Genomic DNA, 14,859 nt, shown 5'->3' with positions numbered 1-14,859 from the left:
TAAGTGTATAGAAAGCCATTTCAGCTTTTCAACTGAAAGCTTCACCCTGTACCCGGTCGGCCACCTGCCTATAAATTAAGTTGCAGCTTTATAACGGATTTTAGACAGCTCGTATGACATTTTTTTGAAGCGATCCGTCACAATTTAACTCATGTACATCCCGCCGTTAACCGGGATTGTAGCCCCAGTCACGTATGCCGCACCGTCAGATGCCAGGAAAGTGACCACATTCGCGATCTCTTGGGCCTGGCCCAGACGGCCCAGCGGAATCTGCGTCAGCAAGGCTTCGCGCTGTGCTTCCGGCAGTTCGCGGGTCATATCGGTGTCGATGAACCCAGGGGCCACCGAGTTGACCGTAATCGACCGCGAGCCGACTTCACGCGCCAGTGCGCGGCTGAAACCTTCCAGGCCGGCCTTGGCAGAGGCGTAGTTTACTTGGCCTGCGTTGCCCATGGCACCCACTACGGAGCCAATATTGATAATTCGGCCCCAACGCGCCTTGGTCATGCCGCGCAAAACGCCCTTGGACAGGCGAAACAGACTGTTCAGGTTGGTATCGACCACGTCGTACCACTCGTCGTCTTTCATGCGCATCATCAGGTTGTCACGGGTGATCCCGGCGTTGTTCACCAGGATAGCCGGTGCACCGAACTGAGCAGTGATCTGGGCCAGTACGGCAGCCACGGACTCATCGCTGGTCACATTCAGTTCAAGACCGGTACCTTGCACGCCGTTTTCCTTCAGGGTCGCGGCGATACGCTCGGCGCCCGAGGCGGAGGTGGCGGTGCCGATCACAACGGCGCCCTGACGGCCCAGCTCCAGGGCGATCGCCTGGCCAATGCCACGGCTTGCGCCGGTAACCAGTGCAACTTTACCTTGCAGACTCATGCAGGCTTCTCCTAAGTACGGGATTCAGGCCAGTGCCGCGCGAGCGGCAGCGAAGGCTTCTGGGGTATTGAGGTTGGCGGTCGACACACCGTCGGCGCAGCGCTTGTTCAAGCCGGCCAGGACTTTGCCCGGGCCGCACTCGACCAGTTCGGTGGCACCGTTGGCGGCCAGGGTCTGGACCGATTCAACCCAGCGAACTGGCTTGTACAGCTGCTCCAGCAGGTCGCGCTTGAGGGTGTCGAGGTCGGCGGCCACGGCCGCGCTGACGTTCTGCACCAGCGGGATCTGCGGCGCCTGCCAGTTGATGGCAGCGATAGACTCGGCAAAGCGCTCTGCCGCCGGGCGCATCAGTTCGCAGTGGGACGGTACGCTCACCGGCAATGGCAGCGCTCGCTTGGCGCCACGGGCCTTGCAACCCTCGATGGCACGCTCGACGGCCGCCTTGGCACCAGCGATCACCACCTGACCTGGGGAGTTGAAGTTCACCGCGCTGACCACTTCGCCTTGCGCCGCTTCGGCGCAGGCCTCGATCACCACCGCGTCGTCCAGGCCCAGGATAGCGGCCATGCCGCCCTGCCCGGCCGGAACGGCTTCTTGCATCAGTTGACCACGACGCTCGACCAGCTTGACCGCTTCAGCCAAGGTCAGGCTGCCCGCGGCCACCAGGGCGCTGTATTCGCCCAGGCTGTGACCCGCGACGAAGGCAGGGCGTGCGCCGCCTTCTGCCAGCCACAAGCGCCACAGGGCGATCGAAGCGGTCAGGATGGCCGGCTGGGTTCTATCGGTTTGGTTGAGCAATGCTTCCGGCCCTTGCTGGGTCAGTGCCCACAGGTCATAACCCAGGGCGTCGGAAGCTTCCTTGAAGGTGTCCAGGATCAGCGGGTATTGCGCGCCCAGCTCGGCCAACATGCCGAGGGACTGCGAACCCTGCCCTGGAAAGACGAATGCGAGGGATGTAGACATGTAACAAGCCCCTAATGATCTGGTCGTCAAAAATGCTCGCGCCTACGGTGGGCGCGAACGAAACTGACTGATTGGATGGTCAATTGAACTGGCCGGTCACATTTAAGCACTCCCGGGCCAATTCGCCTAAGGCAACAGATCCTCGAGACGGCCGTGCAAGCGTTGCGGCAGGTTCTCCTGAATCTCGATCAAGGCCCGCGCAATTGCACTTTGAAAGCCCAGCACACCGGCCGAGCCATGGCTTTTTACCACAATGCCCTGCAAGCCAAGAAAGCTTGCACCGTTGTGCCGTGCTGGCGCCAGGTCAGCCTGCAAGCGTCGCATCAGGGGCAACGCCAAGGCTCCCACCATACGCGCCCCCAGGTTGCGCTTGAACAAAGCTTCAATACGCGTAGCAATCATGGTTGCCAGGCCTTCGCTGGACTTGAGCAGGATATTACCGACAAAGCCGTCGCACACCACCACATCAGCTTCACCACGGTACAAACCATCACCCTCAACAAAGCCGATGTAGTTCAAGCCCCGCGCGCTTTGTAGCAAGGTGGCGGCAAGCTTGACTTGCTGGTTGCCCTTGATGTCCTCGGTACCGATATTCAGCAGGGCAACCCTGGGTCGGGCCACGCCCAGCGCTTCGGCGGCCACCGAGCCCATTACGGCGAACTGCAGCAGGTGCTCGGCGCTGCAATCAACATTGGCGCCCAGGTCCAGCAGTTGGCAATAGCCCTTCTGCGTCGGGATCGCCGCCACCATTGCCGGCCGATCAATACCCGGCAGGGTTTTGAGCACGTGCCGCGACAAGGCCATCAACGCGCCGGTATTACCGGCACTGACACAGGCGTGCACCTTGCCATCACGCAACAGCTCAAGGGCCACCCGCATTGAAGAATCGGGCTTGCCACGCAGGGCAACCGCCGGCTTTTCATCCATGCTGATGGTTTCGCTGGCTGGCGTAATCGTCAGGCGCGCGCGATCCACCGCCGGATGGCTGGCAATCAGTTCTTCAAGTAGGGAGGGTTGACCGACGAGGGTCAGATGCAGCGAGGGCGTGGCAGACAGGCTGGCAATGCAGGCCTGAACAATGCTGCGGGGACCGAAGTCCCCGCCCATTGCGTCAATCGCGATGACTTGAGCAGACAAGTGATTACTCGTCAGCGCCCTTGTCGATCACTTTACGGCCACGGTATACGCCTTCTGGCGATACGTGGTGACGCAGGTGAACTTCACCAGTGGTCTTTTCCACGGACAGGGTGCTAGCCTCGAGAGCGTCGTGCGAACGGCGCATGTCACGGGCGGAGCGGGATTTTTTGTTCTGCTGAACAGCCATAATTGATTAACTCCTAAACGTTTGGGTCACGCTTTAACTGCGCCAATACACTGAACGGGTTGGACCGCGTTACCTCGTCCTCGCTCGGCTCGGCCTCGTCATCGAGACCCTCCGGCTGCTGGCATTCTTCCGGATGATGAGCAGGCACAATGGGCAAGGCGAGCAAAAGCTCCTCCTCGATCAGTGCATGCAGATCCAATGGATCTTCGCCCAGTTCCAGCACGTCATAACCTTTCGGCAACGACTGGGTATTCGCACCCTCTTTCACCACAGCATAACTGCATTCGCTGTGGATCGGCAGGGTGACCAGCTCAAGACAACGCTGGCAAACCATTTTGACTTCGGTGTCGATAACGCTGTGGATTACCACAGATTTACGTTCATCTCGTTCAAAAACGAATTTCGCCTGCACCGTACCGACAGTGTCGGAAAGCGGGTCGCAGAGTCTCTCCAAATCGGCCAGCAGCACTTCACCTTGAAGGGTGGTGCCACGATCAGCCAATTTGCGCGGGTCAACGTGAGGTGGAATCGGGTCATTCAACATAGGCGCAGCATTATAGGGATGCACCCGGCCATGTCAAAGGAAATTCAGCCCTGTGCGTCAGCCGGTCACGTCGCTAGAATCGGCGACTGCCTTGAGGAGACATATATGCTGCCTTTATTACTCGCGTCCAGCTCGGTTTATCGCCGGGAATTACTGAGTCGCCTGCACCTGCCGTTCACCTGCAGCTCGCCGGATATCGACGAAAGCCACCGCCCGGATGAATCCGCCATCGAACTGGTCAAGCGCCTGGCCGAACAAAAGGCCCGCGCCCTCGCCACCAGCCATCCTGGCCATTTAATCATTGGCTCGGATCAGGTCGCCGCACTGGAAGGCCGGATCATCGGCAAGCCGCACACCTTCGAAAATGCTCGCGAGCAACTGCTTGCTGCCAGCGGCAAGCGTGTGAGCTTCCTCACGGGCCTGGCACTGCTCAACAGCGAGACCGGGCGCTGCCAGGTGGACTGCGTGCCGTTTACCGTACACATGCGCGAACTGGATGCAGAGCGTATTGAGCGCTATCTGCGGATCGAGCAGCCTTATGACTGTGCGGGCAGCTTCAAAGCAGAAGGGCTCGGTGTGAGCTTGTTCCGGAGCACCGAGGGACCGGATGCGACCAGCCTGGTTGGGCTGCCACTGATTCGACTGGTGGACATGCTGCTGACCGAAAGCGTACAGATCCCTTGAAACCTTCGTAAAGCAATGTGGGAGCTGGCTTGCCTGCGATAGCGATGTACCAGGCGACACTTATATCGACTGATCCATCGCTATCGCGGGCAAGCCCGCTCCCACAGTTGATCTACACCTAGCTTGGAATTTCAGCGCAGGGACGGCCCCTGGAAGCCCATGTACAGCGCCAACTTCTCCGCCACACTGGCACCGAGTTTCTTGGAGAAGCGATCAAACGGCGATTCCTCGACCGTAAAATCCACCAACTCCTTCTCACCCACTATATCCCGCGCCACCGAGCTGGCGCTGCCCAAGCCGTCAATCAAGCCCAGCGGCAATGCCTGCTCGCCCGACCATACCAGGCCGGAGAACAGCTCCGGATGCTCTTTATCTTTCAAGCGATCCCCACGCCCCTGCTTGACGCTGGCGATGAACTGACGATGGGTAGTGTCGAGCACGCCCTGCCAGAACGCGGTTTCATCCGCCTTCTGCGGCTGGAAAGGATCGAGGAACGACTTGTGCTCACCCGAGGTGTAGGTGCGACGCTCGACCCCCAGCTTCTCCATGGCACCGACAAAACCGTAACCGGCCGCCGTCACACCGATAGAACCCACCAGGCTGGCCTTGTCGGCATAGATCTGGTCTGCAGCACTGGCAATGTAATAGGCACCCGAGGCACCCAAGTCGGAGATTACGGCATAGAGCTTGGTATCCGGATGCAAGGCGCGCAGACGACGAATCTCGTCATACACATAACCCGACTGCACTGGGCTGCCACCTGGGCTGTTGATGCGCAGGATAACGCCCTTGACCTTGGCATCCTCAAAAGCCGCGCGCAGGCTGGTGACAATATTATCGGCACTGGCGGGCTCCTTGTCGGCAATCACGCCGCGCACTTCAATCAAGGCGGTGTAGTGACTGCCACGGGTGGCGCTCTTTTCCATGTCCATCAGCGGACTGAACAGCGCCAGCATCCCAAGCAGGTACACAAAGGTCAGCAGCTTGAAAAAAATCCCCCAGCGCCGCGAACGCCGCTGTTCCTGGACGCTGGCCAGGAGGGTCTTCTCCAAAAGCTTCCAGCTTTTATCATCACTGCTCTGTGCCTTTTCAGGCGCCTTCCACTCGTCACTCATGCCATCAACCCCAGCAAAGACTTATCGGGCCCGGCTGAGCCAGACCTGCAGTTCGGAAAAATGATCAATCGTCAGCCTCGGCTCGTACTGCTGCAACGCCTCGGCAGACTGGGCGCCGTAGCTGACGGCGACACTATCCATGCCTGCATTGCGCGCCATCATCAGGTCGAAAGACGCATCACCCACCATCAATGCCTCGCGTGGCGTAACGCCACAGTGCGCAAGGATCTGCTCCAGCATCAAGGGATGAGGCTTGCTGGCGGTTTCATCCGCAGCGCGGGTGATATCAAAGTAATCTTCCCAGCCGTGAGCCTTGAGCACACGGTCCAGGCCGCGACGAGCCTTGCCGGTGGCGACCGCCAGGTGATAGCCCTCGGCACGAAACGCTTGCAGCGATTGCACCACGCCTTCAAACAGCGGCGAAGGGGTAGCTTCCAGCGCAATGTAGTGGTCGGCGTAGTGCTCGCGAAACGCTACCAACTCGGCGTCGCTGATGTCGGGGTACAGGGTGCGAATGGCTTCAGGCAAACCCAGGCCGATAATGCCCTTGACCGCCAGGTCCGTGCACAACTCAAAGCCCGAGCGGGTCGACGCCATGTGCATGGACTCGACGATGCGGCCAATGGAATTGGCCAGCGTCCCGTCCCAATCGAAGATCAGCAGCTTGTAGTCAAGGTGCGACACTCAAACGCTCCACGGTCTTGGCCCACATTTCATCGACCGGCGCCTGCAATTTCAGCTCGCCGCCATCGGGTAGCGGCACGGTGAGCATGTAGGCGTGCAGGAACAGGCGCTTGCCGCCCAGGTCGCGAATTTCCTTGGAGAAATCTTCGTCGCCGTACTTGGTGTCGCCCGCAATGCAGTGGCCCGCATGCAGGGTGTGCACACGAATCTGGTGAGTGCGGCCAGTGACCGGCTTGGCCTCGACCATCGTGGCGAAGTCACCGAAGCGACGCAACACCTTGAACAGGGTCAGGGCTTCTTTGCCCTCCTCGTCCACTTCGACCATGCGCTCGCCGGAGCGCAGATTGCTCTTCTGCAGCGGCGCACGCACGCTCTTGATCGAGCTGGCCCAATTGCCGCGCACCAGCGCCATGTAGCGTTTGTCCACACCATCGCCACGCAGGGCGGTGTGCAAGTGGCGCAACATGCTGCGCTTCTTGGCGATCATCAACAGGCCGGAGGTGTCACGGTCCAGGCGATGCACCAGTTCCAGTTCCTTGGCATCCGGGCGCAACTGACGAAAGGCTTCGATCACGCCGAAGTTCAAGCCACTGCCACCATGAACCGCAATGCCACAGGGCTTGTTGATCACGATCAGCTTGTTGTCTTCGAACACGATCGACGCTTCCAGGCGCTGCAACAACCCCTGGGCCAGCGGTACCGGTTCGTCGCGTTCAGGCACGCGCACTGGCGGCACACGGACGATATCGCCCGCCTGCAGCTTGTACTCAGGCTTGATGCGCCCCTTGTTCACGCGCACTTCGCCTTTACGCAAAATGCGATAAATCAAGGTCTTGGGCACGCCTTTGAGCCTGGCCAAAAGAAAGTTGTCGATGCGTTGGCCGGCATATTCCGGCGAGACCTCAAGCAGCTGGACGCTGGGGGTCGGGGGGGTGGTAGTCGTCATGGCGGCGATGATAACAATTTTTTATGGAATTGAAGCACTTAATCATTACTGCTATAGTCGCGAACGCCGCCAAAAGCGGCCTGGACAGAGGACATGCGGCAAACTGCCGGCCCTGACCATCGCAATTCATCAGGACGCGAGGCCGTCCTACGGGGCTTTCGCCACCCAGGAAGGCTCAAGATTGTAACAAGCGCAGGTGACATGAGGCCTGAAGCGAGTGCAGAAAGCAGAGTGAATACTCGCCTTTTGCGCCGATATTTACGGCCAGTTCACAAAGTGCAGTCAGTTTTGAGCCAGACCATGGCGAATGCTTCGGAAACAACGCCTGTTAAGAGCTGAGTGAGAGCGCAACCGCCCACACCTAGTCTTGTTTAGCCATGAGCGTGGACTCCCCATTGGAGAACACGGTAAATGCCAACCCGCTGCGGATTCTGCGCGCGGCAGCACCCGAATTATCAGGGATACGTGTAGGGTGGAGATGCACAACCGTCGGACCGTGTAGCACTAGGCTTATATTTAGACGCTTCATCTCGTCCACAGTCGCCGGTTGATTCCTCCTCCTGACCTTAGCTTTTGTTGAAGTGGTGCCTTTGTCACCACCGCTAACAAGCAGGACGCGTCCGTCGCGATACCCGCCCAATTGGCAGGTTTTGCTGGACACTGGAGTGGCCAACCACTCTTGACGCACCTGACACCGACCGTGAGAAGTCGTGTGTGCCGAACGCCGTTTCCGGCAGCCCGGAAACCGACGGTACAACATGAAAAGAATGCTGATTAACGCAACTCAACCCGAAGAGTTGCGTGTTGCACTGGTAGATGGCCAACGCCTCTACGACCTGGACATCGAATCCGGTGCACGCGAGCAGAAAAAGGCCAACATTTATAAAGGCCGTATCACTCGCATCGAACCAAGCCTTGAGGCTGCCTTTGTCGATTTCGGCTCCGAGCGCCACGGCTTCCTGCCCCTCAAAGAAATCTCCCGCGAATACTTCAAGAAAGCCCCTGAAGGCCGCGTGAACATCAAGGACGTCCTGAGCGAAGGCCAGGAAGTCATCGTCCAGGTCGAAAAAGAAGAACGTGGCAACAAGGGCGCAGCCCTGACCACCTTCATCAGCCTCGCCGGTCGTTACCTGGTGCTGATGCCGAACAACCCACGTGCAGGCGGTATTTCCCGTCGCATCGAAGGCGAAGAGCGCAACGAACTGCGTGAAGCGCTGAACGGCCTGATCGCACCGGCCGATATGGGCCTGATCGTGCGCACTGCAGGCCTTGGCCGCAGCAGCGAAGAAATGCAGTGGGACCTCGACTACCTGCTGCAACTGTGGACCGCTATCAAAGAGGCGTCCCTGGATCGTTCCGCGCCGTTCCTGATCTACCAGGAAAGCAACGTGATCATCCGCGCCATCCGCGACTACCTGCGCCAGGACATCGGCGAAGTGCTGATCGACAGCGTTGAAGCCCAGGACGAAGCCCTGACCTTCATCCGCCAGGTGATGCCGCAGTACGCCAGCAAGATCAAGCTGTACGAAGACAGCGTTCCGCTGTTCAACCGTTTCCAGATCGAAAGCCAGATCGAGACCGCTTTCCAGCGCGTGGTCGAGCTGCCTTCCGGCGGCTCCATCGTGATCGACCCGACCGAAGCCCTGGTGTCCATCGACATCAACTCGGCACGTGCGACCAAAGGCAGCGACATCGAAGAAACCGCCCTGCAGACCAACCTGGAAGCGGCTGAAGAAATCGCCCGCCAGCTGCGCCTGCGTGACATCGGCGGCCTGATCGTGATCGACTTCATCGACATGACCCCTGCCAAGAACCAGCGCGCCGTGGAAGAGAAAGTCCGCGAGTGCCTGGAAGCTGACCGCGCTCGCGTGCAAGTCGGCCGCATCTCGCGCTTCGGCCTGCTGGAAATGTCCCGTCAGCGCCTGCGTCCATCCCTGGGCGAGAGCAGCGGCATCGTCTGCCCGCGTTGCAACGGCACAGGCATCATCCGTGACGTTGAATCGCTGTCCCTAGCGATCCTGCGCCTGATCGAAGAAGAAGCCCTGAAAGACCGTACCGCCGAAGTTCGCGCACAAGTGCCGATTCCGGTTGCCGCCTTCCTGCTCAATGAAAAACGCAACTCGATCACCAAGATCGAACTGCGCACCCGTGCCCGTATCGTCATCCTGCCGAACGATCACCTCGAAACGCCGCACTTCGAAGTACAGCGCCTGCGTGACGACAGCCCGGAAGCCCATAGCGGGCAGTCCAGCTATGAAATCGCCGCGGCTGCCGCCGAAGTCGAAGAAGTCCAGCCAGCCGCTGCGACCCGCACCCTGGTTCGCCAGGAAGCCGCGGTGAAGACTGCACCGGCCCGTGCCAACGCACCGGTACCGACCGAAGCTGCCGCCCCGGTTGCCGCGCCGGCCGCGCTGCCTGAGCCAAGCCTGTTCAAGGGCCTGGTGAAGTCGCTGGTCAGCCTGTTCGCCACCAAGGAAGAGCCTGCTGCCCCGGTTGTGGTTGAAAAACCTGCCACCGAGCGCCCGGCGCGCAACGAAGAGCGTCGCAACGGTCGCCAGCAGAGCCGTAACCGCAACGGCCGCCGTGACGAAGAGCGCAAGCCTCGCGAAGAACGTGCCCCGCGTGAAGAACGCGCACCACGTGAAGAGCGTGCGCCTCGCGAAGCCCGCGAAGAAACCCCGACCGTCGCCCGTGAAGAACGTGCACCGCGTGAAGAGCGCGCCCCACGTACCCCACGCGCTCCACGTGAAGACCGCAAGCCACGTGGCGAGCGTGAAGAACGCGTGCGTGAACTGCGCGAGCCTCTGGACGCGGCACCTGCCGTTGCCGCTGCCGCAGCCGTTAGCACCGAAGAACGCCCGGCCCGCCAGCCGCGTGAAGAACGCGCACCACGCGAAGAGCGCCAACCGCGCCCGCCACGTGAAGAGCGTCAACCACGCGCCGAGCAAGCCGCTGCTGCCACCGAAGAAGAAGTACTGACCGGCGAAGAGCAGTTGCAGGAAGACGGCCAGGACAACGCCGAAGGCGATCGTCCACGCCGCCGCTCCCGCGGCCAGCGTCGTCGCAGCAACCGTCGTGAGCGTCAGCGTGATGCCAACGGCAACGTAATCGAAGGTTCGGAAGAAACCGGCGAGAACGCAGAAGCTGCCAACAACGAGCCAACAGGCGCCGAACTGGCTGCCGGTTTGGCCGTTACCGCTGCCGTTGCCAGCTCAGTCATCAGCGCACCTGCTGAAGCCCAGGCTCACGAGCAAGCCGAACGTGCTACCGCTGCCATCGAAGACACTGTTGCCGTAGAAGCGCCAGCCGCCGAAACCCCAGCGGTTGAAGCGCCGGTTGTTGAAGCGCCAGTCGTTGAAGCCACGACCCCTGTCGAAGCCCCAGCGGTTCCGGAAGTGGAAGTTGCCCCGGTTCGCGATGCACAGCCAGAAACCGACGTGGTTGCCGTTGAACCAGCTCCATCGGTTGAGCCTCAGCCAGTAGTCGAAGCGGCTGTAGAAGCTCCGGTGGTCGAAGAAGCTGCCCCGGCTGTGCGTGAAGTTCGCGAAGAACAGACCGCCTTCCAGTGGACCGCCGAACCGGCTGCACCGGTTGAAGCGCCAGCGCCTGCCCCAGTGGTAGAAGAAGCACCGGCACCGGTTGCTGAAGTCGTCGCCGAGCCAGCCCCAGTGGTTGAGCCGACGCCGGTTGCTGAGCCTGCGCCCGTGGTTGAAGTTGAAGCCCCAGTGGTTGCCGAAGTGGCCGCCCCTGTGGTTGAAGCTGCACCTGCAAGCGCCCTCACCGAAAACGGCCGTGCGCCGAACGACCCGCGTGAAGTGCGTCGTCGCCGCAAGGAAGCCGAAGCTGCTGCAGCCGCAGCCAAGGCGGTAGAGCACGAGGCCCAGGAAGCAGAGCACGAGCCTAAACCCCTCGTCTGATTCCATAAGCCACTAAAAAGCCCCGCCTGAGTGATCAGGCGGGGCTTTTTAGTGGCTGATTATCTCAACCTGGAATGCGATCACTGCGGGAGCTGGCTTGCCTGCGATAGCGTCGATTCAGCCAGCGTGGCGGTGACTGACACACCGCTATCGCAGCAGAGGTATCTACACAACTTTGTGGGCTGTAACGGCAGACGGTAACCACGATGCGAAGCGAGTCGCTCTTGATCTGCTTTTGATCTTAGGCGCCCCGTCAAACCACGCCGGCCGGTATTCGACAGGGATTTTGGGGGTGAACCGGCAGCGATTTAGCCGCCGTCAGGGCGGAACCTTAAGTGGCCGTTACCGCAGGAATGGATATGTACACAATCCAACTGTGTTGACTGTCAGGCCGCTATCGCAGGCAAGCCAGCTCCCACATTGGACGGTGGTGCGTCAGGTAGATAAGCGCCGGCTATCAGGCCGTTACGGGAGCAAGCTCCCTCGCCACAGGTCCAACGTCGGCTCTAAGTAGATACCTATGGCTATCGCAGGCAAGCCAGCTGCCACACTTAACCTGCAGTAAAACTCAACCGTTGCGGCACATCCACATCCCAATGCACACCAGGATCATCTACCTGCACTTCTCGCACCTGAGTTTGTGCAAACAACGGCCTGGCCCCACGATCCCCACTCAGAGCCATCAGCGCCGGCCCAAACCTGTGATGGAAAGCCACCGGGTGCCCGTACTGCCCGGCAGATACCGGCACAGTGATGCCCTCCACGCTGGCAATCACCCGTTCGATACTCGATGACTGAATAAACGGCATATCCCCCAACACCACCAGCCACCCATCCGCTGCACCGCTGGCCTTGACCGCCGTCGCAATGCTGTCGCCCATACCGCTCGAATCCAGCAGTACAACCTGACAGCCATAAGCCTCTGCCAGGCGGATAACCTCCCCGCGCTCCGGCGACGTCACTAGCCAGCGCGTTACAACACGCTTAGGCAAGTTGCGCAGCACCTGCTCGATGACCGGCCGGCTAACACCATCCAGCCCCACACACGCGGCGAGCAATTTGTCTTGATCAGCTCCAGCTTCAGCACGAAAACGACTGCCCTGCCCCGCCGCCAGCACAATCGCCGCCACAGTCACTCGGCCACCACTGCCATCGGTTTCTTCTGCATCGGTGCCACACCGTTCTTGATCGCAACAATTTCCGCCATCAGCGACAGCGCAATTTCCGCCGGCGTATGGCTGCCGATGTGCAGGCCGATCGGCCCGTGCAAGCGCGCAATGGCCTCCGCCGACAGGCCCAGCGCGGCCAGGTTCTCCCGACGCTTCTGGGTATTGACCCGCGAACCCAGGGCGCCGATATAGAACGCCGTGGAGTTCAGCGCCGTCAGCAACGCCATGTCATCCAGACGTGGATCGTGGGTCAGGCAAACAATAGCCGTGCGTTCATCGGTATGGATATTCAACACCGCCTCGTCGGGCATGCCCGGCACAAAGCGGCCATGCTGGTCTTCCCAGCCATAGACGAACTCTTCGCGGGGGTCGCAGATCAGCACTTCGAAATCCAGCAGACGTGCCATTTCCGCTACGTAGCGCGACAGCTGCCCGGCGCCGATCAACAGCAGGCGCCAGCGCGGGCCATAGATGGCGCGCAAGCGTTCGCCGTCGAAGCTCACCACGTCGGTCTTGCTGGCGGCGCTCAAGGTCACTTCGCCGGTGGCCAGGTTCAGCTCGCGAGCGACTATCTGATGATCTTCACAACGCGCCAGCAGCGTTTCGACCCAACCCCACTCTTCCACGCGCTCCTCGGTGAGCCGCAGGGTGCCGCCGCAGGGCAGGCCAAAACGCGCCGCCTCGTCGCGGGTGACGCCGTAGGTCACCAACTGCACGGGCGGGCCGTCAGCGGGTAAGCGGCCGTCCTGCAGGCGCGCGATCAAGTCATCCTCGATGCAACCGCCCGACACCGAACCAATCACCACACCATCACCGCGCAGGGCCAGCATCGCTCCCGGCGGGCGCGGCGCGCTGCCCCAGGTTTGCACCACGCTGTACAACATCACGCGCTGCCCGGCGCGGCGCCATTGCAGCACGCTGCGCAGGACGTTCAGATCCACACTGTCCATCAGGCCTCCGGTAAGTACTGTCGCGCTCACTGTAAACCAAAAATATCGGTTGTATCCCGCCAGAAACGCAAACGCCCCGAACCAGTCGGGGCGTTTACGGATAGCGCTGGCGTCAGTTCACGCCCGCAGCCACTTACTTGACGACAGGCGCCGGGCCTTCAGCCACGCCCAGGTCATCGAGCTCGCGGGTTTCGGAGATACCGGTACCGCCAGACGCCAGCTCGCTTTGCAGCTTGTCGGTGTCCAGTTCCTTGACCCACTTGGCCACAACGATGGTGGCAACTGCGTTACCCACCAGGTTGGTCAGCGCACGGGCTTCGGACATGAAACGGTCGATACCCAGGATCAGCGCCAGGCCGGCAACCGGCAGGTGGCCAACGGCCGACAGGGTGGCGGCCAGTACGATGAAGCCCGAACCGGTCACGCCAGCAGCGCCTTTGGACGACAGCAGCAGCACCAGCAGCAGGGTGATCTGGTGCGTGATGTCCATGTGGGTGTCGGTCGCCTGGGCGATGAACACGGCCGCCATGGTCAGGTAGATCGACGTACCGTCGAGGTTGAAGGAGTAACCGGTTGGAATCACCAGGCCGACCACGGACTTCTTCGCGCCCAGGCGTTCCATCTTGATCAGCATACGCGGCAGTGCGGATTCCGACGACGAGGTGCCCAGTACGATCAGCAGTTCTTCACGGATGTAGCGGATCAGCTTCAACACGCTGAAACCGTGAGCGCGGCAGATAGCGCCCAGCACCAGCACCACGAACAGAATGCAGGTGATGTAGAAGCAGATCATCAACTGGCCCAACTGCACCAGGGAACCGACACCGTAGGCGCCGATGGTGAACGCCATGGCACCCAGGGCACCGATTGGCGCGAGCTTCATGATCATGTTGATGATGTTGAACATCACATGGGCGAAGCGATCGATGAAGTCCAGCACCGGCTTGCCGTAGGCACCCAGGCGGTGCAGGGCGAAACCGAAGATCACCGAGAACATCAGCACTTGCAGGATGTCGCCGTTGGCGAAGGCGCCGACGATGGTGTTCGGGATGACGTTGAGGATAAAGCCGACGATGCTCTGGTCTTTACCGGCGGTGACGTAGGCCGCCACTTTGGAAGCATCCAGGGTCGCGACGTCGATGTGCATGCCGGCGCCCGGCTGCACCACGTTGACCACGACCAGGCCAATCAGCAGGGCGATGGTGGAAACGATTTCGAAGTACAGCAGCGCGTAGCCGCCGGTCTTGCCCACCGACTTCATGCTTTGCATGCCAGCGATGCCGCTGACCACGGTACAGAAGATGATCGGGGCGATGACCATTTTGATCAGCTTGATAAAGCCGTCACCCAGTGGCTTGAGGGCCACGCCGGTCTGCGGGTAGAAGTGGCCGAGCAAAATACCGATAACGATTGCAACGATCACCTGGAAATACAGGGATTTGTAGATTGGCTGACGAGTCGTCATTGCAAAGTTCCTCAATCGTCCCGTGTGGCAAATATCCGCCATTGCCCACGGCACTTGAATTGCGAACCCTCCTGCACTGGAGGGATTTGTTGTTTGCGAAGCCTGTAGGAGCAAGCCTGCGCTGTAATCCTTATCGCAAACAGCGTGCCACTTTGCTTAAACGCGCTGAAGGCCTTTAGACATGAGGGCTTTGGGTTCACGGGCGACTCC

Annotated in this window: 13 protein-coding genes; 2 read left to right on the top strand and 11 right to left on the bottom strand. The window is 60.5% G+C overall.

Annotated elements, in window-relative coordinates:
• Positions 1-144: 144 nt before the first annotated feature.
• The 5 genes from fabG to JFT58_RS10380 form a co-directional block, all read right to left on the bottom strand.
• Positions 145-888 (bottom strand): 3-oxoacyl-ACP reductase FabG, encoded by a 744-nt coding sequence (fabG, locus tag JFT58_RS10400; RefSeq protein WP_003189275.1) that lies wholly within the window; start codon positions 886-888, stop codon positions 145-147.
• Positions 889-912: 24 nt separating this feature from the next.
• Positions 913-1,851 carry an ACP S-malonyltransferase gene (gene fabD, locus JFT58_RS10395; RefSeq protein ID WP_054897933.1) on the bottom strand — a complete coding sequence of 313 codons (939 nt, stop codon included), beginning with the start codon at positions 1,849-1,851 and terminating at the stop codon, positions 913-915.
• Positions 1,852-1,977: 126 nt separating this feature from the next.
• The gene (gene plsX / locus JFT58_RS10390) at positions 1,978-2,988 is read right to left on the bottom strand and encodes a phosphate acyltransferase PlsX (protein WP_082423422.1); all 1,011 of its coding nucleotides are present in this window, start codon (positions 2,986-2,988) and stop codon (positions 1,978-1,980) included.
• Between the two features lie 4 nt (positions 2,989-2,992).
• Complete coding sequence (rpmF, locus tag JFT58_RS10385) at positions 2,993-3,175, bottom strand: 50S ribosomal protein L32 (RefSeq protein WP_003179396.1); 183 nt, start codon at positions 3,173-3,175, stop codon at positions 2,993-2,995.
• A gap of 13 nt (positions 3,176-3,188) precedes the next feature.
• Positions 3,189-3,719, bottom strand: coding sequence for a YceD family protein (locus JFT58_RS10380; RefSeq protein WP_003175611.1), 531 nt, complete (start codon positions 3,717-3,719; stop codon positions 3,189-3,191).
• A 105-nt stretch (positions 3,720-3,824) separates the two neighbouring features.
• Between JFT58_RS10380 and JFT58_RS10375 the strand changes: the two genes are divergently transcribed.
• Positions 3,825-4,403 (top strand): Maf family protein, encoded by a 579-nt coding sequence (locus tag JFT58_RS10375; RefSeq protein WP_054897931.1) that lies wholly within the window; start codon positions 3,825-3,827, stop codon positions 4,401-4,403.
• 131 nt (positions 4,404-4,534) lie between these two features.
• Here JFT58_RS10375 and JFT58_RS10370 read toward each other — a convergent pair whose 3' ends face one another.
• The 3 genes from JFT58_RS10370 to rluC are packed head-to-tail and all read right to left on the bottom strand — an operon-like array spanning position 4,535 to position 7,148.
• Positions 4,535-5,518 carry a S49 family peptidase gene (locus JFT58_RS10370; RefSeq protein WP_054897930.1) on the bottom strand — a complete coding sequence of 328 codons (984 nt, stop codon included), beginning with the start codon at positions 5,516-5,518 and terminating at the stop codon, positions 4,535-4,537.
• 21 nt (positions 5,519-5,539) lie between these two features.
• A complete protein-coding gene (locus JFT58_RS10365) occupies positions 5,540-6,202 on the bottom strand; it encodes an HAD-IA family hydrolase (protein ID WP_034128443.1) in 663 nt (220 codons plus the stop codon).
• Positions 6,189-7,148: a 23S rRNA pseudouridine(955/2504/2580) synthase RluC gene (gene rluC / locus JFT58_RS10360; RefSeq protein ID WP_034128444.1), complete on the bottom strand. Its 960-nt coding sequence runs from the start codon at positions 7,146-7,148 to the stop codon at positions 6,189-6,191. Before rluC ends, JFT58_RS10365 begins: the two co-directional genes overlap by 14 nt.
• A 758-nt stretch (positions 7,149-7,906) precedes the next feature.
• Between rluC and rne the strand changes: the two genes are divergently transcribed.
• Positions 7,907-11,065 (top strand): ribonuclease E, encoded by a 3,159-nt coding sequence (gene rne, locus JFT58_RS10355; RefSeq protein WP_435531708.1) that lies wholly within the window; start codon positions 7,907-7,909, stop codon positions 11,063-11,065.
• A 551-nt stretch (positions 11,066-11,616) separates the two neighbouring features.
• On the opposite strand, the gene JFT58_RS10350 is transcribed toward rne, so the two are convergent.
• From JFT58_RS10350 to JFT58_RS10340, 3 genes are all read right to left on the bottom strand, one after another.
• A complete protein-coding gene (locus JFT58_RS10350) occupies positions 11,617-12,201 on the bottom strand; it encodes a nucleotidyltransferase family protein (protein WP_054897928.1) in 585 nt (194 codons plus the stop codon).
• Entirely contained in the window at positions 12,198-13,184 is a 987-nt protein-coding gene (locus tag JFT58_RS10345; RefSeq protein ID WP_054897927.1) for an XdhC family protein, read from the bottom strand. Before JFT58_RS10345 ends, JFT58_RS10350 begins: the two co-directional genes overlap by 4 nt.
• 133 nt (positions 13,185-13,317) lie before the next feature.
• Positions 13,318-14,649 carry a dicarboxylate/amino acid:cation symporter gene (locus JFT58_RS10340; RefSeq protein ID WP_003189258.1) on the bottom strand — a complete coding sequence of 444 codons (1,332 nt, stop codon included), beginning with the start codon at positions 14,647-14,649 and terminating at the stop codon, positions 13,318-13,320.
• Positions 14,650-14,859: the final 210 nt, after the last annotated feature.

Source organism: Pseudomonas sp. MF6767 (assembly GCF_016405475.1).
Classification (GTDB): Bacteria; Pseudomonadota; Gammaproteobacteria; order Pseudomonadales; family Pseudomonadaceae; genus Aquipseudomonas; species Aquipseudomonas paracarnis.
This window is presented reverse-complemented; position numbering and strand designations above follow the sequence as displayed.